This is a genomic window from Nitrosomonas aestuarii (assembly GCF_003046585.1).
GTDB lineage: Bacteria > Pseudomonadota > Gammaproteobacteria > Burkholderiales > Nitrosomonadaceae > Nitrosomonas > Nitrosomonas aestuarii.
In genome coordinates this window covers 179960-203992 of sequence record NZ_QAAE01000001.1, presented here as the reverse complement: position 1 = coordinate 203992, position 24033 = coordinate 179960, and the positions used below count along the sequence as shown (strand labels likewise).

Annotated in this window: 14 protein-coding genes, 2 tRNA genes, 3 rRNA genes and 2 pseudogenes; 6 read left to right on the top strand and 15 right to left on the bottom strand. The window is 44.4% G+C overall.

The annotated features are described in order from the left end of the window. Window positions 1-60 precede the first annotated feature (60 nt). The 3 genes from C8R11_RS00980 to C8R11_RS00970 are packed head-to-tail and all read left to right on the top strand — an operon-like array spanning window position 61 to window position 4513. Window positions 61-2445 (top strand): efflux RND transporter permease subunit, encoded by a 2385-nt coding sequence (locus tag C8R11_RS00980; protein WP_219908513.1) that lies wholly within the window; start codon window positions 61-63, stop codon window positions 2443-2445. Beyond that, window positions 2414-3244, top strand: a complete 831-nt coding sequence (locus C8R11_RS00975) for an outer membrane lipoprotein-sorting protein (protein ID WP_107794060.1) — start codon at window positions 2414-2416, stop codon at window positions 3242-3244. The genes C8R11_RS00980 and C8R11_RS00975 overlap by 32 nt, the downstream gene beginning before the upstream one ends. A gap of 18 nt (window positions 3245-3262) precedes the next feature. Next, complete coding sequence (locus C8R11_RS00970; protein ID WP_107794059.1) at window positions 3263-4513, top strand: hypothetical protein; 1251 nt, start codon at window positions 3263-3265, stop codon at window positions 4511-4513. A 438-nt stretch (window positions 4514-4951) separates the two neighbouring features. Here C8R11_RS00970 and rrf read toward each other — a convergent pair. The 6 genes from rrf to C8R11_RS00940 all read right to left on the bottom strand — a co-directional run bounded on the left by rrf (window position 4952) and on the right by C8R11_RS00940 (window position 11307). Beyond that, a 5S ribosomal RNA gene (gene rrf, locus C8R11_RS00965) occupies window positions 4952-5064 on the bottom strand. A gap of 118 nt (window positions 5065-5182) precedes the next feature. Next, window positions 5183-8112: ribosomal RNA gene (locus C8R11_RS00960) — 23S ribosomal RNA — on the bottom strand. 317 nt (window positions 8113-8429) lie between these two features. After that, window positions 8430-8505 (bottom strand) — tRNA-Ala (locus tag C8R11_RS00955). A 7-nt stretch (window positions 8506-8512) separates the two neighbouring features. Next, window positions 8513-8589 (bottom strand) — tRNA-Ile (locus C8R11_RS00950). 122 nt (window positions 8590-8711) lie between these two features. Then, window positions 8712-10247, bottom strand: a 16S ribosomal RNA gene (locus C8R11_RS00945). Together the 16S, 23S and 5S rRNA genes with 2 tRNA genes alongside form the textbook arrangement of a ribosomal RNA operon. Window positions 10248-10899: 652 nt before the next feature. Beyond that, window positions 10900-11307 (bottom strand): hypothetical protein, encoded by a 408-nt coding sequence (locus tag C8R11_RS00940; RefSeq protein WP_107794058.1) that lies wholly within the window; start codon window positions 11305-11307, stop codon window positions 10900-10902. Window positions 11308-11491: 184 nt separating this feature from the next. Between C8R11_RS00940 and C8R11_RS00935 the strand changes: the two genes are divergently transcribed. Together C8R11_RS00935 and C8R11_RS00930 are read left to right on the top strand one after the other, a co-directional pair. Beyond that, entirely contained in the window at window positions 11492-12775 is a 1284-nt protein-coding gene (locus C8R11_RS00935; RefSeq protein ID WP_107794057.1) for an NRAMP family divalent metal transporter, read from the top strand. Between the two features lie 64 nt (window positions 12776-12839). After that, window positions 12840-14645: an ABCB family ABC transporter ATP-binding protein/permease gene (locus C8R11_RS00930; RefSeq protein WP_107794056.1), complete on the top strand. Its 1806-nt coding sequence runs from the start codon at window positions 12840-12842 to the stop codon at window positions 14643-14645. Between the two features lie 136 nt (window positions 14646-14781). On the opposite strand, the gene C8R11_RS00925 is transcribed toward C8R11_RS00930, so the two are convergent. The 3 genes from C8R11_RS00925 to C8R11_RS00915 form a co-directional block, all read right to left on the bottom strand. After that, complete coding sequence (locus tag C8R11_RS00925) at window positions 14782-15258, bottom strand: hotdog fold thioesterase (RefSeq protein WP_107794055.1); 477 nt, start codon at window positions 15256-15258, stop codon at window positions 14782-14784. A gap of 51 nt (window positions 15259-15309) precedes the next feature. Continuing rightward, window positions 15310-15960, bottom strand: a complete 651-nt coding sequence (locus tag C8R11_RS00920; RefSeq protein WP_219908512.1) for a DsbA family protein — start codon at window positions 15958-15960, stop codon at window positions 15310-15312. A gap of 454 nt (window positions 15961-16414) precedes the next feature. Next, window positions 16415-18805, bottom strand: a complete 2391-nt coding sequence (locus tag C8R11_RS00915) for a G8 domain-containing protein (protein WP_107794053.1) — start codon at window positions 18803-18805, stop codon at window positions 16415-16417. A gap of 263 nt (window positions 18806-19068) precedes the next feature. On the opposite strand from C8R11_RS00915, the gene C8R11_RS00910 reads away from it, so the two are divergent. Then, a complete protein-coding gene (locus tag C8R11_RS00910) occupies window positions 19069-19362 on the top strand; it encodes a hypothetical protein (protein ID WP_107794052.1) in 294 nt (97 codons plus the stop codon). Window positions 19363-19563: 201 nt separating this feature from the next. Here the strand turns inward: C8R11_RS00910 and C8R11_RS00900 are convergent, their stop codons facing one another. From C8R11_RS00900 to C8R11_RS17035, 6 genes and pseudogenes are all read right to left on the bottom strand, one after another. Next, the gene (locus tag C8R11_RS00900; protein ID WP_181258116.1) at window positions 19564-19875 is read right to left on the bottom strand and encodes a site-specific integrase; all 312 of its coding nucleotides are present in this window, start codon (window positions 19873-19875) and stop codon (window positions 19564-19566) included. 277 nt (window positions 19876-20152) lie between these two features. Next, a complete protein-coding gene (locus C8R11_RS00895; RefSeq protein WP_107794050.1) occupies window positions 20153-20344 on the bottom strand; it encodes a hypothetical protein in 192 nt (63 codons plus the stop codon). A gap of 840 nt (window positions 20345-21184) precedes the next feature. Next, window positions 21185-22355, bottom strand: a pseudogene (locus tag C8R11_RS00890) (IS3 family transposase). Window positions 22356-22402: 47 nt separating this feature from the next. Further along, a complete protein-coding gene (locus C8R11_RS00885) occupies window positions 22403-22696 on the bottom strand; it encodes a DUF6387 family protein (protein ID WP_107794049.1) in 294 nt (97 codons plus the stop codon). Between the two features lie 66 nt (window positions 22697-22762). After that, the gene (locus C8R11_RS17040; RefSeq protein WP_342352445.1) at window positions 22763-23401 is read right to left on the bottom strand and encodes a tyrosine-type recombinase/integrase; all 639 of its coding nucleotides are present in this window, start codon (window positions 23399-23401) and stop codon (window positions 22763-22765) included. A gap of 9 nt (window positions 23402-23410) precedes the next feature. After that, a pseudogene (locus tag C8R11_RS17035) lies at window positions 23411-23870 on the bottom strand (tyrosine-type recombinase/integrase); the annotation flags it as partial. Between the last annotated feature and the right edge of the window lie 163 nt (window positions 23871-24033).

Sequence of the window (24033 nt, the reverse complement as noted above, 5' to 3'; positions counted from 1 at the left end):
TACGCGATTTTAAAAAAATTTAGACTTTAAAAGATCATCTGTTCTTAAATGGAGACTGCAGTGACTGCAATTAAAAACGAAACCAAACAAGTAAACAAAACTGATCGTTTTGCACTTCAATGGGCAGAATTCGTCATTAAAAATCGCCTGAAGACAATTTTTTTCGCAATTATTGTCTTTTTGATTTTTGCCGCAGGATTGACGCACATTCTGACTTCACATAATTATCGCGTCTTTTTTAGTGATAAAAACCCTGATCTGCTCACATTTGAAAAGTTTGAGGAAACTTATACAAAAAATGATAATTTTCTTTTTGTTTTTAAACCCAAATCAGGAACGATTGATCAACCCTTTGTTGCTCAGGCTATTGAAGAGTTTACAGCCCGCGCCTGGACCATTCCGTTCGCGATACGGGTCGATTCAATCACCAACTTTCAGCATACCTATGCGATAGATGACGATTTGATTGTTGAAGACCTGATTGAAGAGGCATCAAATCTTTCACAGGCAGAAATAGCCAAGCGCGTTGATATCGCACTTAACGAACCATTACTTGCCGGCAATCTTGTGGCGCTTGATCGTGGCGCATCAGGCATCAACGTCACACTGCAGTATCCGGGAGAGAGCCTGGATGAGCTACCGGAAGCCATTAATTTCGCGCGCGCACTCGTTGCTGAATTCGAACAAAATTTTCCAGACCTGAAGATTGCGCTTACGGGTATATCGGCACTCAATAATGCTTTTTTTGAGGCCACAATCAATGATGCAAAGACACTCTATGGGCCAATGTTTTTGGTGCTGATTGTTATCACATGGCTCATCATACGAAATCTCTCCGGTGTTGTTGCAACGGTACTTGTTATTACATTGGCTACACTGGCCGCCATGGGATTTGCAGGCTGGGCAGGCATCACTATTTCGCCATTCTCGGGCAGTGCGCCGGTCGTAATCCTAACACTCGCAATTGTTGACTCTATTCATATACTGATTACGATGGTACAGCGTATGCGTGTAGGGGATGACAAAATTGCGGCCATCAAAGAAAGTATTCGCGTCAATTTCCTGGCGGTTTCAATTACCAGTTTAACAACAATCATTGGCTTTCTAGCACTCAATTTTTCTGATGCGCCACCTTTCAACGCCTTAGGGAATATTTCCGCAGTCGGCATTGCTGCCGCCTGGTTTTATTCGCTGACGTTTCTACCGGCTTTGTTAGCACTTTTGCCATTTAATGTACAAACCTATGCAGATAAATCTCGAGGACCGCTTCAGGAAGCAATTAATAAACTCGCCGAGTTCGTTATTGCCCGAGCACGTGCTACGCTGGTTTTTGTCGGTCTCCTTTTTATTGGGCTGGCTGCCGCTATACCAACAATTGATCTGAACGATCAATGGGTTGAATACTTTGACGATAGAGTAGAATTTCGTGGTGACGCGAAATTTGCCATCAATCATCTGACAGGACTTTATATTCTGGAATATTCGGTACCTGCCGGAGAGCCTGGCGCCATCAGTGAGCCTCAATATCTGAACGATCTTGATGACTTTGCAAACTGGCTGCGGGAATATTCAAAAGTACGCCATGTATACTCGTATACAGACATCATCAAGCGGCTGAGCAAAAACATGAATGCCGACGACCCGGCCTATTATCATATTCCCGACGAGCGCGAACTCGCTGCACAATATCTGCTTCTTTATGAATTGTCATTACCTTACGGGCTAGACCTCAATGACCGCATCGACATTGATAAATCGTCAACTCGAGTTTCAGTCACGCTCGATGAAATTACCACAGGAGAAACGCGGCAATTCCTGAAAGATATTGATGCCTGGTGGGAAGCACGCTCACCCGGGAACGAAGTATATGGCACTGGCGCAACCTATCTTTTTTCCTTTATCTCCGAGCGCAATATACAGGACATGATCGGTGGCAACATCGTCGCTGTCCTTTTGATTTCCATGATTATGATAATCACGTTGAGAAGCTTCAGCTTCGGGCTTCTTAGCTTGATTCCTAATATTGCACCACTCATTATGACGTTTGGCGTATGGGCGCTGTTAGTAGGAGAAGTTGGTATGGCTGCAGCGACAGTATCAGCGACTTCACTCGGCATTATCGTCGACAACACGGTGCATATCCTTACGAAATACCAGCGTGCTCGTGAAGAGTTGGCACTCTCCATTGAGGATGCGATTCGCTACACCTTTGATACTGTCGGGGCTGCGGTTGTGGCCAATGCGCTGATTCTAGCGTTTGGCTTTAGTGTTCTCATGTATTCTTCATTCAAGATTACGGGTGATATGGGAACGTTGACGGCACTTGCCATTATTATCGCCTTGATTGTGGATCTGTTGTTGTTACCGGCGCTGCTCATGCTACGCGCTCAACCTAAAACAAAAGGAGTTCCTTATGTTAATACTAAAAAGACTCAAACAATTTAATACATTTAATTATGTAATTTTAGCAGGCGTTCTTGTGCTGGCAAGCTTCGCTAATATGCCTGTTGCTGCAGAAGATCTTGATCAAAAGGGATATGATGTTGCTGCGCGCAATGACCGCTCAGATCGAGGTTTTAATAACAGTCGGGTAGAACTTGAAATGGTGCTAAAAAACGCTTCGGGTGCAGAATCTCGACGTGTACTTGAGCAATCAACCCTGGAACTTCCAGATGAGTCTGTCGGTGATAAAAACCTTATTGTTTTTTTCTCACCCGCAGACATTGAGGGAACAGCTCTTCTTTCGTATGCCAAAATATTGGATCCGGATGATCAATGGCTCTATTTGCCAGCACTCAAACGCGTGAAGCGCATCTCATCAAAAAACAAATCCGGACCATTTGTCGGCTCAGAATTTGCATTTGAAGATATTACCGGCCAGGAGCTTGAAAAATATGAATATACCTGGTTGCGTGAGGAAGCATGTGGAGAGCTGACCTGCGACGTGGTCGAACGTCGCCCACTTTATAAAGACTCTGGCTATACACGGCAAATTGGTTGGGTTGACCAGACCGATTATCAAGCGCGCAAGCTTGAATATTACGATCGCAAAGGCAGTCTGTTAAAAACCCAACTGTTTGAAGATTATAAACTTTATGATGATAAATACTGGCGGGCACATGTATGGCGCATGAAAAACCACCAAACGGGTAAAAGTACAGATCTTTTTTTCAAGGATTATGAGTTCAATGTAGGCCTCAGCGACGGAGACTTTGTCAGAGGCGCGCTGTCGCGTCAACGTTAGAAAACCCGAGCAAGTACCATGAAGAAATTACAAAAGATTCTTTTATCAATGCGTATCTTAATCAGGGTACTTGCTGTTTTATTTCTATTCAAATTGCCTGTTGTGTTGGCGCAATCATTCGACTATAGCGGTCAGGTTGCTTTAGAGGTGCGTGGATTTCCTGAAGAGTCATTATGGCCCGGCCAGGTTGAAGGTGCACAGTTCTCAAGCTTTCTGGAACCAGAATTTCGCTGGCGCAATGCAGACCGTGACTCATTGTTAAAATTCACCCCCTTCATACGCGTAGATGCAGCAGATGATAAACGCACACATTTTGATATCCGGGAAGCAAACTGGCGAAAAATTGCTGGCGACTGGGAATTTCTGGTTGGTGCCACGCGTATATTCTGGGGAGTTACAGAATCCCGCCATCTGGTTAATATTATCAATCAGATTGATTACGTAGAAGACATCGATGAAGAAGATTTTCTTGGCCAACCTATGGTACAGATAGGCCGTCAGTCAGATTTCGGTCGATTTGATATCTTTTTAATGACAGGGTTTCGTGAACGAACATTTCCCGGACGCGATGGGCGGATTAGAACACCGCTTCCTGTTAAAACGGGAGATGCAGTTTATGGCAATAGCACTGAACAGTGGCATCCCGATGTCGCCTTGCGTTATTCACATTTTTTTGGCGATTTTGATCTCGGGTTGCATGTCTTTCGCGGCATAAATCGAGAACCTTCCTTTGTTCTATCGTCTGATAACCAGAGCTTTACACCACACTACACTTTAATTACCCAGGCAGGTATTGATCTTCAATTTACTCGCGATGCCTGGCTTTGGAAGTTTGAAGGCATCGTCCGTGAAGGACAGGGTGATACTTTTGCCGCGGTGGTTGCCGGGCTGGAGTATACATTCTTCCAGGTTGCCGAAAGCGACATCGATCTTGGTCTCATTGTCGAAGGACTGTATGACGGCAGGGATAAACTGAATTTTAATAACATTCGGGACAAACAGATTTTTCCATCAATTTTTGACAAAGATATTTTTCTGGGTGCGCGCCTCGCTTTAAATGACGTTCAGGATTCATCTGTCCTCGTCGGTTTTATAACTGATATTGAGGATGGACCAGCAACTTTGCGTGTTGAAGCGGAACGCCGACTCGGTGAAGACTTGAAAATTGAACTTATCGGGCAAGCATTCTTTGAAGAGGCCCCTAAAAATCCTGCGTCTTTCTTCATGCAGGACAGTTTTGTTACCTTGAGGTTGTCCAAATTCTTTTAATTCAGTCTTGTCAAGTTGTGCAATTGACATATGGAATATGCAAAAAGTAATCGTAAGAATGACGCATTCGTCCTTTTATGAATTTAAACTCAACAATCAAGTACCACATACCCAACACTTCTTATTTCAGGAAATGTGCATTAGAATCCTTATTTATTATATTATTAATTAGTAAACCTTCAATGAACGAGGTACTGAATCCATCACTGTTCCGGCGATACGAGAGCGAAAGCTGTTATGGTGTAATCACTTGAAAGAGTTGTGCTGCGTTCAATAAAACGCGACAGCAGACAGATGAAATCATAGCTTTACTTGTACTAGTGTGATTACCAAGGGAAACTGTCGGTCTAATTACCGAGCGACTTTGTATGATGCCTATTATAGCGTGCAATAAAAAACCCCCTCAGTTTAATACTGAGGGGGTTTTTTATTTGGTATGCCTGGCGGTAACCTACTTTCACATGCGTATACACACTATCATCGGCGCTACTTCGTTTCACCATTCTGTTCGGGATGGGAAGATGTGGGTCCAAAGTGCTATGGCCGCCAAGCAAAACTTGTAATACGTAAAATTAAGTTCGTTAATTAAACGTATGAATATTCTGGAAAGTATTTGTTAGATTGTATTTTTGCAACTTTTGTTCAGTATAGCAAAAGTTCTAAAATTATAGGATCAAGCCTCACGGTCAATTAGTATCGGTTAGCTTAACATATTACTATGCTTCCACACCCGACCTATCAACGTCGTAGTCTTCGACGAACCTTTAGGAGGATTAAATCCTCGGGAAGTCTTATCTTGAGGTGAGTTTCCCGCTTAGATGCTTTCAGCGGTTATCTCTTCCGCACTTAGCTACCCGGCAATACGACTGGCGTCATAACCGGTACACCAGAGGTGCGTCCACTCCGGTCCTCTCGTACTAGGAGCAGGTCCACTCAAACTTCCAACGCCCACGGCAGATAGGGACCAAACTGTCTCACGACGTTTTAAACCCAGCTCACGTACCACTTTAAATGGCGAACAGCCATACCCTTGGGACCGGCTACAGCCCCAGGATGTGATGAGCCGACATCGAGGTGCCAAACTCCCCCGTCGATATGAACTCTTGGGAGGAATCAGCCTGTTATCCCCGGCGTACCTTTTATCCGTTGAGCGATGGCCCTTCCATACAGAACCACCGGATCACTATGACCTGCTTTCGCATCTGCTCGACTTGTCAGTCTCGCAGTCAAGCACGCTTTTGCCATTGCACTATCAGCACGATTTCCGACCGTACCTAGCGTACCTTCGTACTCCTCCGTTACAATTTGGGAGGAGACCGCCCCAGTCAAACTGCCTACCATACACGGTCCCCAATCCAGATAATGGATCTAGGTTAGAACCCCAACAACATCAGGGTGGTATTTCAAGGTTGGCTCCATGAGTTCTAGCGAACCCACTTCAAAGCCTCCCACCTATCCTACACAAATGTTATCAAAGTCCAATGTAAAGCTACAGTAAAGGTGCACGGGGTCTTTCCGTCTAGCCGCGGGTAGATTGCATCTTCACAAACATTTCAACTTCGCTGAGTCCCAGGAGGAGACAGTGTGGCCATCGTTACGCCATTCGTGCAGGTCGGAACTTACCCGACAAGGAATTTCGCTACCTTAGGACCGTTATAGTTACGGCCGCCGTTTACCGGGGCTTCAATCAAGAGCTTGCACCCCATCATTTAACCTTCCGGCACCGGGCAGGCGTCACACTCTATACGTCCACTTTCGTGTTTGCAGAGTGCTATGTTTTTAATAAACAGTCGCAGCCACCATTTTATTGCAACCCCATTCCGCTTCACACGCGAGGTGCTACACGTACCAGGGGCACACCTTCTCCCGAAGTTACGGTGCTATTTTGCCGAGTTCCTTCTCCTGAGTTCTCTCAAGCGCCTTAGAATTCTCATCCCACCCACCTGTGTTGGTTTACGGTACGGTCTTTATTTAACTGAAGCTTAGTGGCTTTTCCTGGAAGCATGGTATCGCTCACTTGGCACTCCGAGGAGTGTTGCGTCATCACGTCTCAACTCAGCTGCCCGGATTTACCAAAGCAGCACGTCTACTCGCTTAAACCGGGACATCCAACACCCGGCTGAGTTAACCTTCTCCGTCCCCACATCGCATTAAATAAAGGTACTGGAATTTTAACCAGTTTCCCATCAGTTACGCATTTCTGCCTCACCTTAGGGGCCGACTCACCCTGCGCCGATGAACGTTGCACAGGAAACCTTGGGTTTTCGGCGAGGGAGCTTTTCACTCCCTTTATCGCTACTCATGTCAGCATTCGCACTTCCGATACCTCCAGCCACCTTTACAGGTAACCTTCTCAGGCTTACGGAACGCTCTCCTACCACTTACATTAAAAATGTAAATCCCTAGCTTCGGTGCACAGTTTGAGCCCCGTTACATCTTCCGCGCAGGACGACTCGATCAGTGAGCTATTACGCTTTCTTTAAAGGGTGGCTGCTTCTAAGCCAACCTCCTGACTGTCTATGCCTTCCCACTTCGTTTCCCACTTAACTGTGTCTTGGGGACCTTAGCTGAGGGTCTGGGTTGTTTCCCTTTTGACACCGGACGTTAGCACCCGATGTCTGTCTCCCACGCTTACACTCTTTGGTATTCGGAGTTTGCAATGGTTTGGTAAGTCTCAATGACCCCCTAGCCATAACAGTGCTCTACCCCCAAAGGTGATACGTGAGGCACTACCTAAATAGTTTTCGGAGAGAACCAGCTATTTCCAGATTTGTTTAGCCTTTCACCCCTACCCACAGCTCATCCCCTAATTTTTCAACATTAGTGGGTTCGGACCTCCACGAGGTGTTACCCTCGCTTCATCCTGGCCATGAGTAGATCATCTGGTTTCGGGTCTACACCCAGCAACTAAACGCCCTATTAAGACTCGCTTTCGCTGCGCCTCCCCTATTCGGTTAAGCTTGCTACTGAATGTAAGTCGCTGACCCATTATACAAAAGGTACGCAGTCACTCGATATAAATATCAAGCTCCCACTGTTTGTATGCATGCGGTTTCAGGATCTATTTCACTCCCCTCCCGGGGTTCTTTTCACCTTTCCCTCACGGTACTAGTTCACTATCGGTCGATTACGAGTATTTAGCCTTGGAGGATGGTCCCCCCATATTCAGACAGGATTTCTCGTGTCCCGCCCTACTTATCTCAATCCTAGTTCCACATTCAAATTTTCATCTACAGGACTATCACCTACTATGGTTTAACTTTCCAGAAAATTCGATTAATTTGAATGCTAAATATTGATGGCTCCTCCCATTTCGCTCGCCACTACTTTGGGAATCTCGGTTGATTTCTTTTCCTCTGGTTACTTAGATGTTTCAGTTCACCAGGTTCGCCACACTTAACCTATATATTCAGTTAAGGTTGACCCTTGCTTAATCAATTCTTTATTCAAAACTGATTAAGCAAGGGTCAGGTTTCCCCATTCGGACATCTCCGGATCATAGCTCGTTTGCCAGCTCCCCGAAGCTTTTCGCAGGCTTCCACGTCCTTCATCGCCTGTAATCGCCAAGGCATCCACCACATGCACTTATTCACTTGATCCTATAATTTTAAAGCTTTCACTATTAGCACAAAATACATACTATTATTAAGCTACTTAGTATAGGTATTGCATATAACTTTGAATCATAATTTGCAATGTTGATACAATCTAACCCTTATTCAATTCTTAAACTTACCGAGTATTTACATCCATACAAATGGCTTATAAATAACATCAGCTCATTTTCAAACTAAATAATTAATACTTTCCAAATTTTTAAAGAACAAATAAAAAAAACTTTTGTTTTAGACAGCAGCTACCTTGACTTATCTTACACAGCTCACAACCCCAGTTTAACTATAACTTCGTTAAAATTTGGTGGAGGTGAACGGGATCGAACCGATGACCCCCTGCTTGCAAAGCAGGTGCTCTCCCAGCTGAGCTACACCCCCATGTTGTTGGTGGGTCTGGGTGGACTTGAACCACCGACCCCACGCTTATCAAGCGTGTGCTCTAACCAACTGAGCTACAGACCCTTATTATGAGTCTAAGCGCCATCTTTAATCAAGACATAAGTCAGAGTATGATTATTGGTTCTTAGCTCTGTCTAATAAAAACAATCGATAGGTTGTGAGTACTTAAGCTTGGATTACTCTAGAAAGGAGGTGATCCAGCCGCAGGTTCCCCTACGGCTACCTTGTTACGACTTCACCCCAGTCATGAATCTCACCGTGGCAAACGCCCTCCTTACGGTTAGACTATCTGCTTCTGGTGAAACCCACTCCCATGGTGTGACGGGCGGTGTGTACAAGACCCGGGAACGTATTCACCGCGACATGCTGATCCGCGATTACTAGCGATTCCGACTTCACGGAGTCGAGTTGCAGACTCCGATCCGGACTACGACGCGCTTTCTGAGATTAGCTCCCCCTCGCGGGTTGGCAACCCTCTGTACGCGCCATTGTATTACGTGTGAAGCCCTACCCATAAGGGCCATGAGGACTTGACGTCATCCCCACCTTCCTCCGGTTTGTCACCGGCAGTCTCATTAAAGTGCCCAACTAAATGATGGCAATTAATGACAAGGGTTGCGCTCGTTGCGGGACTTAACCCAACATCTCACGACACGAGCTGACGACAGCCATGCAGCACCTGTGTTAGCGTTCCCGAAGGCACTATTTTATCTCTAAAATATTCGCTACATGTCAAGGGTAGGTAAGGTTTTTCGCGTTGCATCGAATTAATCCACATAATCCACCGCTTGTGCGGGTCCCCGTCAATTCCTTTGAGTTTTAATCTTGCGACCGTACTCCCCAGGCGGTCAACTTCACGCGTTAGCTACGTTACCAAGCCTAGTAAGGCCCAACAACTAGTTGACATCGTTTAGGGCGTGGACTACCAGGGTATCTAATCCTGTTTGCTCCCCACGCTTTCGTGCATGAGCGTCAGTGTTAACCCAGGGGGCTGCCTTCGCCATCGATGTTCTTCCATATCTCTACGCATTTCACTGCTACACATGGAATTCCACCCCCCTCTGCTACACTCTAGCTTTGTAGTTTCAAACGCAATTCCCAGGTTAAGCCCGGGGATTTCACATCTGACTTACAAAGCCGCCTGCGCACCCTTTACGCCCAGTAATTCCGATTAACGCTTGCACCCTACGTATTACCGCGGCTGCTGGCACGTAGTTAGCCGGTGCTTCTTCTGTCGGTACCGTCATAAGTTGTGATTATTAGTCACAACCTTTTCTTCTCGACTGAAAGAGCTTTACAACCCGAAGGCCTTCTTCACTCACGCGGCATTGCTGGATCAGGCTTTCGCCCATTGTCCAAAATTCCCCACTGCTGCCTCCCGTAGGAGTCTGGGCCGTGTCTCAGTCCCAGTGTGGCTGGTCGTCCTCTCAGACCAACTACTGATCGTTGCCTTGGTAGGCCTTTACCCCACCAACTAGCTAATCAGGCATCGGCCGCTCCAAAAGCACAAGGTCTTTCGATCCCCTGCTTTCCTCCGTAGAGAATATGCGGTATTAGCACATCTTTCGATGCGTTATCCCCCACTTCTGGACACGTTCCGATGCATTACTCACCCGTCCGCCACTCGCCACCAGGTGCAAGCACCCGTGCTGCCGTTCGACTTGCATGTGTAAAGCATGCCGCCAGCGTTCAATCTGAGCCAGGATCAAACTCTTCAGTTTAATTCTGTTAAATCTCGCTTGACGTTTTATGTGTTTACAATTATTGCCAAAGCAATTAATTGTCATTCGTCTTGCGTACTTACTATATACTTGTTTATTTATCACCATTTCTGGTGAAAAATAATTCATCTCAAGTTAAGTACTCACACCTATCGATTGTTATTTTTTAAAGAGCAATTTGCTTTTTTCGTAACGCTTATTTATCGCGTCAGCAGCAAAGAAACGAGATTATACATGAGCTACGGGTTTGGTCAACACCTTTCTCTGCCAATTTCTAAAAGAAATTGCTTATCAGTTTTTTTTGGCAACTCTCTTTTTACAAATTGTTCCAAAAATACAAGTATATCTACTCTTTTCCCACAATTTGTACACATTAAAAAATTTTTTAATTGATTTGTTTTTGCCTCAAATCACAATTTATCTTGTGCGGATTCTACTCCCGACTACCTATATACCCTTGTGCACAGCACCAATAGCAAGCCTCTTTCTCCGTATATGAAAAACTCTTTCAGCTCTTCCCTTTTATATTGCTGTTTTGCTCTCCGGCAGACTGCTGCTTTTAAATCCCGCACCTTCATAGCTGATGTTTGCATATACAAAACTGGTTAGAAAATATCCATTAAGCCAACTCATTCCCCGAACAATGCGTGTCTTAATCAGTGGAACCTGGGAATCGCAATATATGCGCTGAACCTTTTAAAGGTGTTTTTTTTATCAATGCTCGCAAGGCTAACGGGAATTCCCTTTGTAATCGTGTCATGATCTCTGACAAGCTTTCGCGATAGTAAACGGCATCATATGTAATGGGCTGAACAAGCGTAGTTCTTTTTTTTCGCTGGAAGTTTTGCCACGCAATATCAATCCAACATTTCCGCTCACCATCGATAAAAACAAATTCATCTGCATCCACAATCGCCATATACTGCATACTGCGAATGGGAACAAACAAGTGTTTATTGTCGCTACGCGCTAGCAAAGTGATAGCCAAATTATATGTATCCGCAAGTAATTCGCGTGATTCTCGACTTTTCTCATTGTCCCGGTAACAAGTAATTTCCATAGCTAATATTTAATTCGGAATATGATTTCAGTTAATTGCACAAAATAACACCTACAATAAATGATACCTTACCATTTACTGCGACATTTTCAATGATAGACACACTTATTACACCATTACTTCTTGATATTGATCAGCAACGTTTATTTCTAAATACATTCCAAACCAAAACTAAACGATAACAATGACAATCCCAACAAAACTTTTTAATGGTTTCCTTTCAAAACTAGGACCGGGGTTACTTTATGCTGGCGCAGCAATCGGTGTTTCTCACCTAGTGCAATCCACCCGCGCCGGTGGCATGTTTGGATTTGATTTAATAATCGCCATTCTCGTTATCCATGTAATTAAATATCCCTTCTTTGAATTTGGACCACGTTATACTGCAGCAACCGGGAATAATATCTTGCATGGTTACCAGAAACTTGGCGAATGGGCAGTCTGGATTTATCTGCTGATGACCCTATCTACAATGTTCATTATTCAGGCCGCCGTAACCGTAGTCACTGCCGGGTTATTCACACATATCTTTGGACTTGAAGAACTGGGTGGTCATGATCCGCAAGTTATCGATGCCATTATCAGCAGCCTGATACTGATCATCTGTTTTACGTTATTGGTAAGCGGACGCTATATGCTTCTAGACAAATTGATCAAAGTGATCGTCCTGATATTATCAGCCACAACTATATTTGCTGTAATTGCCTTGACACTTGATAATTCGAATCACTATTCATCCGGAGCTCTTCATTTTGACATCACTGATACTGCACAGTTGTTATTCCTGGCCGCATTTCTAGGGTGGATGCCCGCACCAGTTGAAATTTCGGTATGGCACTCGATCTGGTCGGAAAGTAAAAATGATAATGAAGGCAGAGTAACCAGTATGCAAGAGACACTTTTCGACTTCCGCGTAGGCTTTATTGGAACCGCCTTTCTGGCAATGTGTTTTTTGGCAATCGGCGCAATGGTCATGCATGGCAGTGGCGTAGAGTTTAAAACTGGTGGCGCAGCATTTGCCGAGCAACTTCTCGACATGTATCGACAAGCTCTTGGTGACTGGGCCTATCCGATCGTTGCGATTGCTGCACTCACCACCATGTTCAGTACCACATTAACTTTATTGGATGCTTTTCCCAGAACCATCAGCATTTCACTCGAACGCATATCACCGCAGAAATTTCAGCATAACAAGAATAATCGTACTTATATCTCATGGTTGTTAATTACCATTACAGGCACACTTTCTCTGCTGTTCTTCTTTACTCCTTCAATGGGAGAAATGGTCAAAGTTGCCACCGTTATCGCATTTGTCGCCGCGCCGGTTCTCGCCATACTGAATACTCTGGCAATGTTTGACAAATCAATTCCCGCAGAATACCGTCCAGGAAAAGGCATGCTGATCTGGTGTTTGATGGGATTGGCGTCATTGATCAGTTGTTCAATCGGTTATTTGTGGTTAATGTAAGCCCGAACACAAACTGGTAATCTCTGATTAGTGTTGGTGAATTTGCTGCTTATTTAACAACTCAATGTCAATCACTCACTCTGAAAAAATTTCAACTTCTCAAAGCAGTCTAAAAACTATCGCCTCGCTGCTACCCTATTTATGGGAATTCAAGGCTCGAGTTATGCTTGCACTTAGCTTGCTGGTACTCGCAAAGCTAGCCAACGTTGCGGTACCACTGGTGTTGAAGGAAATCGTCGACGCGTTGAATCAACCACAAGCCATGCTGATGATTCCAGTTTTTTTATTGATCAGCTACGGCATATTACGCCTATGCAGCACTTTATTCGGTGAGTTACGCGATGCCGTGTTTGCCAAAGTGACACAACGTGCCATTCGGCGCATTGCCAACAAAGTTTTCACACATCTACACGCATTGTCATTGCGTTTTCATCTGGAGCGACAAACGGGCGGTGTATCCAGAGACATCGAGCGCGGCACACGCGGAATTTCGTTTCTGATGAATTTTATGTTGTTCAATATTTTACCGACATTACTTGAAATTGGACTGGTAATGGCGATACTGATCAATCAGTACGATATCTGGTTTGCCGTAATTATTTTTATTACGCTGCTGGCCTATATTACTCTGACATTGGTAATCACCGAATGGCGCATGATATTTCGCCGCACCATGAATATCATGGATTCAAAAGCGAACACTCAGGCCATCGACAGTTTGCTCAATTACGAAACGGTGAAATATTTCGGCAATGAAGCATGGGAAGCCAGACGCTATGATGAACACCTGCAGTCCTGGGAAAAAGCTGCAATACGCAACCAGACCTCTCTCGCCGCACTCAACTCCGGACAAAGTGTAATTGTCGCAATTGGTATTACATCGCTGATGTTTCTGGCAGCCGATCAAGTCATCCAAGGCGCCATGACTATCGGCGATCTGGTACTGGTGAATGCTTATTTACTGCAATTATATATGCCGTTGCATTTCCTGGGTTTTGTCTATCGCGAAATCAAGCATTCGCTCGCTGACATGGAACGCATGTTTTCTCTGTTAGATGAAAACCAGGAAATTAAGGATGAACCGGAAGCTGGGACACTGAACACTCAAAAACCGACCATACGCTTTGATCATGTTGATTTTGGCTATGATACCAATCGCCAGATATTGTTTGATATCAGCTTTGACATTCCCGCAGGACATACCATTGCGGTTGTCGGTCAAAGCGGTTCCGGAAAGTCAACACTGGCGCGTCTGCTGTTTCGCTTTTACGATATTCAATCAGGAGCCATTCGCATAAATAATCAGGATATTCGCGATGTCACACAGCAAAGCCTGCGCGCATCCATGGGCATTGTGCCGCAGGACACCGTATTGTTCAACGACAGCATTTATTACAACATCGCCTATGGCCGTCCAGATGCCACACACGAAGAAGTTTATGCTGCAGCAAGATCGGCGCAAATTCACGATTTCATTGAAAGTCTACCGAAAAAATACGAAACTGTCGTTGGCGAACGCGGCCTGAAACTTTCCGGTGGTGAAAAACAACGCGTCGCTATCGCGCGCTCCATCCTGAAAAATCCGGCTATCCTGATTTTCGATGAAGCCACCTCAGCACTGGACTCCAACTCCGAAAAACAAATACAGACCGAACTCAAGCGCATCGCCCAAAACCGCACTACTCTGACCATCGCCCACCGCCTCTCTACAATCGCTGATGCAGACCAGATTCTGGTAATGGAAAATGGCCGCATTATTGAACAAGGCAAACATACAGAGCTACTAGCGGCCAATAAAACCTATGCTCGTATGTGGGCTTTGCAACAACAGGCACAAAAACTACAGCTGATAGAAAAGCACAATAAATAGTAGTTACAAAACAATCCTGTGCAACACAACACACGTCAACATTCGAATAGGACTGTTATTAAGGCCGCTCCTGAGCTTCAGGTCACTTAATTTTCGGGTGAATTTTAACGCAGAAATTACAAGCGCAAGCATCCTGTTAGTCCTTTCTATCCACCACCACATGCTCTTTCTGTGCACTCAACGTGCCCTGTTCGATAATTGCAAGCGTCAGCCGGGAAATGGCAACACGCTTGCCTGTGGTTTCTTCAATGATATCGGTTTGCCAGACTTGGGTGCGGCGCCCGGTATGCAACGGCGAACACGTGCCGATGACATGCCCTTTGGTCACGGCACGAATATGATTGATGTTTAGTTCCAGGCCAACAGCGCGGTATTTATCGGGATCAATGGTCATCCAACCAGCAACACTACCGAGTGTTTCAGACATTACGCAGCTTGCGCCACCATGCATGATGCCAAATGGCTGTGTCGTGCGTTTATCGACCGGCATACGCGCTTTGAGAAAATCAGGGCCTGTTTCAACAAAATGAATACCGATATGCTCACCCATATTGGCATTGCGTAAACCTTCCAAATATTCAACTGTATAATCTTTAAACCAGATACTGTTCATTAACATTCCTTGATAAAATCATTTTGATGAGAAAAATTGTTATAACTGAATTCAAGTAATCACAGTGTTAATTTCATTCAACATTTTTTGATGATCGAGATATTCCACTTTAATGGGATGGATTTTTTCGTCTAGCATTAAGCACAAAGTTGGAAATGAAAATGCATTCAGCTTGCGCGCCACCTGAATTTCTTGTATCAGCGTGTTATTGATACTCTCACTCACCAAATCGGTTTCGAATAACGTTACATCGAGCCCAATCTCACTGGCACATACTGTTAAGGTTTCGGGCAAAGACGGATTCTGAGCTTTTTGATAGTAAGCTGTCTGAATCGCGCACAACATGTCAATAAGTCCGGCAATGCCTCTTTGTTTTTTCGCAGCCAGTATCGCCCGGCATGCAAGATAGGTCGAGCGTCTCGGTGTATTGCAAACCCAGAAGTCATGATTAAATTGAACACCTGGCACCATTTTTTCTATTTTTTGCCATGTATGTTGAATCATGATACGCATGGTTTCAGGCATGGGTTCTTCCGTATCCGGCGCCAGTCCACCCACGATATAAATAACCTGGACCTCTGCAGGCAATACCAGCCGCAACGCATGCCAGCTTTTAACAAAAGCATAGCACCAACTGCACATTGGATCATAAATATAAAACAGGCGGGGTGAAGTATGTGCTGAAATGGGGAATTCTGGCATCAGTTACGAGATTAAACAAGACAAGACAAAATAGAGGAACACACCACAAATTGTATAATTAATCCAGCACAGGGCTTATCCTTCGGTTTAGCCTGACGCACTGCGGTATCTGTGAGCATTTGACGGTATCTCGTGTAACAGTATCAAAAAGTACCGCCAAAAATACCGTCATTTTGTCAGTATGTCAAAAGACGTTATGCAATCTTCTGATACAAACAATTTAAATAAAACTGAATAAATACAATGAATTTGATGTGACGTGAGACTTTCTGAAAGTCCCTGTTGGTGCCAAGGGGGAGCAACAAGAATATAATTATATCAATCGTTTATAAAACAATTCCGCAATTAATCCGTAATTGCTTTTTGAAAGCAGAAATTACGAAACCTAATTGTAACAAATTGACTGTTAAATTTGAATCCGGGATCGATATTGATCCCGGATGTTTGGATTGGATTAAGGCATTGCGTTTAACATGGTATCAAGCTCTGTTGTATCACCTTTTGGACAGGTGAACGCATCGACATACTGTCGCGTTGTGTCATCGTTGCAAGTTGCTATCTCGCCCATGATTGACACGCCTAGATGTTGATCGCTGCACTCCTGATTAGTCAATCCGATTGTCGGGCAGTTATGCTTATCTCCGGCCAAAGGTGTGCCTGCAGGATAATCACGCGATGACATGACGTAATCAGCTTCTTGCTCATAAAAATAGACCTTGAAATCGTCGCCTTGAACTTTATTATACCCAAACACATAAAGCCGCGAATGCACGTTTAAAGTTGACAATGAGAACGGTGAAACGATGCTTGTCACGATGTCTGCCGGTACAGTTGACAGGTTGGGGTTAGATGGTCCTGTATTACGTTCAAACTCTACATCGCGCAACAGTGTATTTTTAGGTCCAACCAACGGGGAATGATCGGCGACATTAGCATAGTTACGCATATAAGAATTGTCTACCAAAATCAATCTTGGCGGTACCGGCCCAATCGGTTGATTGGTGTCTTGCATAAATGCGGGTAGATCAATGCCTAGGCTGAACCCTTCGATGTGCATGCCTTCAAGAACCACTGTTCCTGACTGATAACGCGGGTTAAATAGGTCGACACCTATTGTATAGGCTGGCAGATAATTTTGATTCGATAAAGCCTGGTCATTGTATAGCCGAACATTTGTATACTTCGCGTAATTGTTCCGCTGCGAGTAAATACCTTGCTGGCTGGTGTGCCAAATTAAAGTATCTTTCGTTTCACCTACGTTGCCTGAAAATCCATTCCAGATGCCAACTGTTGATGCATATACCTCATTGTTGCTGTAGTCGATAATTTCGGGTGCAAACTCAAGATTATATTGATACCATTCCGATTCGTTCGTTATGTCTGCGCCACGATGCAAAGGTACTTTCGGATAATGGTAACCAAAACCTGATGCGCCGCGTGCATTATCCATGACGCCAGCATAAGCGCAGGTGGCTGCTACATTGCCACGAAGAATATTGCTGTTTCCGGTGAGCCAATAACATGAACCTTCCCAGCCAAAATCATCCCACCTTTCCTTTCGGTACGGATTGAGGCCAGCAGTGCCGCCATATCTCGGATCATAGTAGTTATTAAATGGTGTTCCTGACAATATCGCAATATTATCAAGAATTTCGTTTGCAGTTTCGTTGCCATCCTCAGTCATAAAACTGGAACCAGTAGCGCCATAAAGCACATTATTTGAAAATAAACTCCAGTGTGCATCGTGGTAACTGACACACCACTTTTCACAGTCTACAAACGCATTGCCTGATACTATCGCTTGATAACCTTCATTAGCTGCATTTACCGGTCCCATATGATGGTGCAGGTGTACTGGGTAGCGGCCAATCTGGTTAGTCCCAATATGCGTGACATTGCCGTATGCATCGACCTCGGTATTATCCAGAGGATCGGCTGTGGTGCGCCCCATATTTATCCACGAAGAAAATCGAATTTCAATCCTGGCGCGCTCAGTCATCATGCCATGCGCCCGTACACCTCCAGCACTCTCAGAGCGAAAAATGACATTGCGAGTAGTATTGGCAACGTGCGGCAATGCAATCAATACCCCGTTACTATCCCGAACGCCTTTATGATTAAATGATAATGGCTGCGCAAGTGTGATCGTATTACCGCTGATCGCGGATATAGCACGCTCTTCGATGTTTAAAATGGTCAATTCCATAGGGTTGATTGTCCATTTATGCTTGATTACTCGTTGCCGTGAATCAGGCAAAACAAGAATATCGCCGACTTGCCAGCCAGGCGGAACAGATTCAAGTGTAATAGTATTCTGATTCGCAAGCGCCTCGGCGGTTAATCTCCGCCACGTCTCACCAGTTTCCGCGCCATGAACATTTATCTCCCCGAGGACGATCAATCCGTTTCCGTATTGCATAGGATCAAATTTGGTATCGATTGGCCGGTTGCTGAAAACAATCTCAGCAACAATATTTGCAGGCAGAGGATTTGCTGTTGTACCAACATCCAGTCGCCCCTCACGATACACAAGAATCGTCGCAACATTGATGCGGGTGTTTACGGTGTTGCTAAACTGTAGCGTGCCTTTGACGCCCAACGCTGTCAGCGAATCATTACTGACGCCGTTATACATAACTGCATGACCCTGATCAACCAGCGCAATATCATTTGTGGTTGGAACACGGCCACAGTCCCATGTGCCAACACTGAACCAGTTGCCGCTCTGTGTTGTCGTACAGGTTGGATTTGCTGCGAAATCTGGTATTGAATCCGTGGGTGTTACAATTGCGGCCTTAACTGCCACGGCAAACGCAAACACGAAAACACTTAAAAATAATCTCATCTAATTTAAATCCCTATTAATTGTACCAAACTAGTCCTGAGATTCATCCTGACTAGTCCAATCCGAAACATTGACGTTGATAAAGAAATCGCCGAGGCAAAACAGCGCCTGTATGATCAGATTCATGGGGTTGTTAGTTTTAAAAAGCATGGAGCGACCATTACTATTAAATTGGATCGTCCTGTATATGGCTTACATAATCCAGATATGATTATTGATCGCCTATTTGGTGCAGATGGGTACATATATTTTAGGTTCGACGCATGGATAAAGATTCGGCGATGAACACCCAGGACACAAGCATCATAGACCAACTGGCCGAAGCCATAGCACTGCGCGCACCACCGCCAGTGCCCATTGAAAAACAGGTATGGAACGCGAAACAATGCGCAGCTTATATCGGCAAAAGCTATCAGACTTTTATGAGCTATTACGCCCCGCTGCCATCGTTCCCCAGGCGCATCAACTTCCCGAGCACATCGGGAGGTAGGCCAGGCCCAATGTGGAAAGCAATCGACGTTATTAACTGGGTGTTTTCTCATCAGGAGAAGAGATGAAAAAAAGATTGACAAAAGCATATTGCACAACAAATCCGGAATATTTAGATAACCTTCTCTCCTGCCTTGCAGGGACCACAGAGGATTCATTGATACAAAACGGAGCGGCTCCGGGGCTAGACTATACTATCCTTGATTTGTACAAGCTAGCAAGCCCGTACGCACAAGTCATATTTGCTGACGAATCACAATGTATAGGATTCACAACATCATGGAGTCATTATATGGATTCAGAAAAAGAAGGTTAGCCAATTCCGTGATCACATGTAAATCAAATACGCCTTGCCACATCCTCCATCGACTCCCGGTAATCCTTGCCAGCGTCAGGATATCAACTTTGGCAGAAAGCCAGGTGATCGCCTCGGCGCGAGTATCATCAAAATTCAAATCATCAATCACGGATCGTTTTACCGCCTTGCGAAACAGCGCATTAACCTGCGATGTTTGCAGGTTAAAAACAGATTCACTATCCTTGTCCATTTGACCGATCAACCGCACCGCCTCAGCAGACAATGACACCTTGCGCGAAAATCCGTTTTTTGTTTTCGGCAAATTGCTACACGCGCATCAAGGTCAACGTCACGCCTGGTTAAACCACAAATCTCACCGGCGCACATGACTGTCTCAATCGTAAACAACATGGCACAACCGACCCGGGCGGATACTGTGCCAGGCTTTGCATCAAACTCATATCCAAGCACATACAAATAGCCTGTCAATCTCATCCTGGGATAACCGTCGGCCACACGCTGGCGGTGGCTTCGGTCTCTTTACGGATTTTAACGGATTGTCATTGAGCCAGCCCCAACTCATCAATCGCAACATTGATCGCGTGATTGATCAGATTAAATTCCCGCAACACAGTGCCAGGCAAAACAACCTCCAAACGGCGGTCACGGAACTCGACAAAATCAACTGCGCTTAAATCAGGCAGCATCACAGCAACAACAGGATCGCGGCAAATCGCATTGATGCGCAACACCTCCCACCTGCAACCGCACTTGGTTGGTGATACCTTTGTGGCATATTGTTGCAGCAAATCAGAGAACGGCCTGTTCTGAATACCGGAATATTTATTATTTGATAAAATATCCCGCTCGACATCAGCAGCCCATGCTGCGGCCTGCGCCTTGGTGCGTAAAGAATTGGTAAGGAATAAGAAAAGAGGGGGGAAACCAAAAAGACAGATTAACTTATTAAGTTAGAAAGTATTTTATTTTTTAAAGAGCAAAGTACCATCAATTTTGTTGACTGAACACTAAATAATAGATCATTTTTGCTATTTCAGAGGCACCGTCAAATTGCCCTACTGTACAAAAAATGATTTAAAAGTAAACAGTACAATTTAACAATTATCTACACTCACTCAACAAACTGAATATTATTATTGGGCACTTTTTGTATGCTAAATTTACTCGTTTAGCAATTAAAGTTTAAAATTTCAATTTTCAATTTCTAGCGTTTTTACGCGGTTTGCATTACCCGCATGGATGAAAGTTCAGAGAGTACCTTGTTGATATCTGTATAATAAAACTTCATTATGTACAAAGCAATAATTATGCCACAGTCATATACAATAATTTATTTGCATATATATCAAATACATAAATTGGCATAAACTAATTTAGTCTGAAAATTAGTTAAAGAATTAATGTATTTATTCAAGAAAGTGTAAAAAAATCCGACCATAGGAAAAACTCTCCTACCCAGCAACCACATCAAACACTAGCAAATTTATGCTCTTGTTTTCTTTCTATTTCTAAATCTTGAAAAATTTTATCAAGGGCAGACTGACCTGGTCAATTAAAACCGGACACACCAGTTAAGCGACTTTCATCGTTTTTTCTACTTTTGCCTCATATTGATTAGGGCTTCTGTATCCCAGGTATGAATGTAGCCTGTAGCTATTATAAAACACAGCGATATACTGCAAAATATCCTGTTTCGCCGCGTATCGGGTTTGATTGTGCCGCCACTGGCAGCGTTCCTGTTTAAGACTGCCAAAGAAGCTTTCAGCAACTGAGTATCCCAGCAGTTCCCCAAACGGCTCATGCTGCCGATATAGCCATGAGATTTCAATAATCTCCGGTATGCCTTGCTGGCATACTGTGAACCGCGATCCGAATGGACAATCAAGCCAGCCTGTGGCCGGCGCTGCCAGATGGCCATCCTCAATGCATCGCACACCAGCCTTGCTTTCATTCTTGCGCTCATGCTCCAGCCAACCACCTTTCTGGAAAACAAATCAATGACAACAGCCAGATACAGCCAGCCTTCCAACGTCCAAATGTACGTAATGTCGCTGACATAGGCTTGATTGGGTCTTGCAACATCAAATTGCCGATTCAGCCTGTTCTCAAATACCGGTTGCTTGTGGTTGCTATTCGTTGTTACCTTGCACTTCTTCCTGTATTTCACTTGTGCTTCGGCTTCCCTCATCAAGCTTCGTGTTTTCCAGCAACCGACCGGATAACCCAGCGCATTCAACGCTGTCTTCATTCTGCGGTGGCCATAGGTATAATGGCACGATTGCGCAATTTCTCGAACTGTTGCAAGCAGCTTCTTATGACAGAAATCATCAGTTTGACTTCTCTGGCGATGCTCATAATCATAGTAAGCGCTGCGACTCACACCCAATAGTCGGCACATCAGGCCAACCGGATAGGTCTTCTTATTTTGGACAATAAACAAATATTTTACTTCGTTTCTTCTGCAAAGAAGACCGCTGCCTCCTTTAAAATTTGTTTCTCCAGCTTGAGTTGCCTGACCTCGGATTTCAGTCGCCTAATTTCTTCCTGTTCCGGCGTCAGCTTCCTATTGCCGCGGAATGCCTGTCCATCATCACCAGCCTGAAACTCCTTGATCCATCGTCTGAGCATGTTGGTGTTAATTTCCAGGCTTCGGGCTGCTTCTGCTATCGTAAATCCTTGATCCTGAACCAGACTGATTGCGTCTAATTTGAATTCCTTCGTATATTGCTTCCTCGTTACCATCTCTTCCTCCAGTTAAGAATATTTTCTCTTAATTGGAGTGTCCGGGTCTATTGAACCACATCAGACTGAAAATCCTCTCTTTGTATTTGGGTAATTAAGGGTTCTCTTTTAATAGAATCAAAAAAATCTAATGCAGCTTTTACTCGTTGCTGGGATACTTTAACTTGTTGGTTTTCAAGCCGATAGCGTGTGTCTACTACGTTTCCTGCATAAAGTTGTAAATCATAGTAATGATTTGATCTTATATCTATTTCGGTTAACCAATCTCTGGCTGTACAGTTGGCCAAACCATTATAATTATCAAGCTTAAACCACGATGGAATTTCTTTCCAAGTTTTCATAATTATCTAAATTAAAGCCACAATTCAAATTTTACTAAAAGTTACCACGTTGGCACTTATCGCCAGTTAACCCAAATAATCCGCCCACCATTGCATCATTTCCTTACGCTTCGGCAAGTGCTGCTCAGCGAAGTTATAAGCCGCAGCAATCTTGTTACGTTCGGCATGGGCTAATTGCCGTTCTATGACTTGTTGCGGCCATCCATGTTCATGTAACAGTGTATTGGCTATACTGCGGAAACCATGCCCGGTCATTTCATCTTGTGTATAGCCTAAACGCCGTAATGCGGCATTAACGGTATTTTCAGACATTGGGCGTGAATTGCTGCGTATACTCGGGAAAACATATTTTCCGCTGCCTGTCAACGGTTGTATGGATTGGATAATTGCAACGGCCTGTTGTGACAACGGGACAATACGCAATTCTTTCATCTTCATTTTATGACCAGGTATGCGCCATTCTTTTTTATCAAAATTAAATTCCGGCCATTCAGCATGACGCAACTCACCCGGTCGAACAAATACCAGCGGGGCAAGTTGTAACGCGCATTTGGTAATATAAGAGCCGCTGAAACCTTGAATAGATCGCAGTAACGCCCCTACCCCTTGTGGATCGGTAATACTGGGATGATGTTTTACTTTGACGGGTGTCAATGCGCCCCTTAAATCGCCGCCAGGATCGCGTTCAGCGCGTCCGGTTGCCACAGCATACCTGAACACCCGCCCGGCATATTCACGGCAACGGTGCGGTTACATCTTTGATAAGACGATTACCCAACCAGGGAAAAATATCTTTTTCAAGATAGCGCTTGATATTATGCGCGGTGGAAGCTGCCCAGGTATGGATATGTTTTGTGTGCCATTCAAGCGCTATGGCTTTGAAAGTGTTTTCAGCGGCATGAAGTTTTGCTTTTTTGTTGATTGCTTTGATTAAAGCTGGATCGGTATCGTTTGCGAGGTGTTCTTTTGCTGTATCACGCTTTTTTCTGGCTTCAACCAATGACACCGTTGGATAGACACCGATTGCAAGCGTTTTTTGCTTACCTGCAAAGCGGTAATTCATACGCCAATATTTGCCAGTAGGTTTAATCAGCAAATACAACCCGCCACTGTCACTGATTTTATAGGGTTTGTCCCTTGATTTGGCTTGACGTACCGTAATATCGGTAAGCATTTGTTGGCACCTCGCTTGCTGGTATCTAAAAGTACCATCAAAAGCACCAACTATTTGTCGGTATATCAAAAGATGTTATGCAATCTTCTGACACAAACAATTTAAATAAAACTGAATAAATACAATGAACTTGATGTGAAGTGAGACTTTCTGAAAGTCCCTG

Bases quoted from the DNA above. Each gene is read 5' to 3' on its own strand.
- C8R11_RS00975 (WP_107794060.1), top strand. From the start codon at position 2,414: ATGTTAATACTAAAAAGACTCAAACAATTTAATACATTTAATTATGTA.
- C8R11_RS00970 (WP_107794059.1), top strand. From the start codon at position 3,263: ATGAAGAAATTACAAAAGATTCTTTTATCAATGCGTATCTTAATCAGG.
- C8R11_RS00940 (WP_107794058.1), bottom strand. From the start codon at position 11,307: ATGGAAATTACTTGTTACCGGGACAATGAGAAAAGTCGAGAATCACGC.
- C8R11_RS00935 (WP_107794057.1), top strand. From the start codon at position 11,492: ATGACAATCCCAACAAAACTTTTTAATGGTTTCCTTTCAAAACTAGGA.
- C8R11_RS00930 (WP_107794056.1), top strand. From the start codon at position 12,840: ATGTCAATCACTCACTCTGAAAAAATTTCAACTTCTCAAAGCAGTCTA.
- C8R11_RS00925 (WP_107794055.1), bottom strand. From the start codon at position 15,258: ATGAACAGTATCTGGTTTAAAGATTATACAGTTGAATATTTGGAAGGT.
- C8R11_RS00920 (WP_219908512.1), bottom strand. From the start codon at position 15,960: ATGCCAGAATTCCCCATTTCAGCACATACTTCACCCCGCCTGTTTTAT.
- C8R11_RS00915 (WP_107794053.1), bottom strand. From the start codon at position 18,805: ATGAGATTATTTTTAAGTGTTTTCGTGTTTGCGTTTGCCGTGGCAGTT.
- C8R11_RS00910 (WP_107794052.1), top strand. From the start codon at position 19,069: ATGGATAAAGATTCGGCGATGAACACCCAGGACACAAGCATCATAGAC.
- C8R11_RS00885 (WP_107794049.1), bottom strand. From the start codon at position 22,696: ATGAAAACTTGGAAAGAAATTCCATCGTGGTTTAAGCTTGATAATTAT.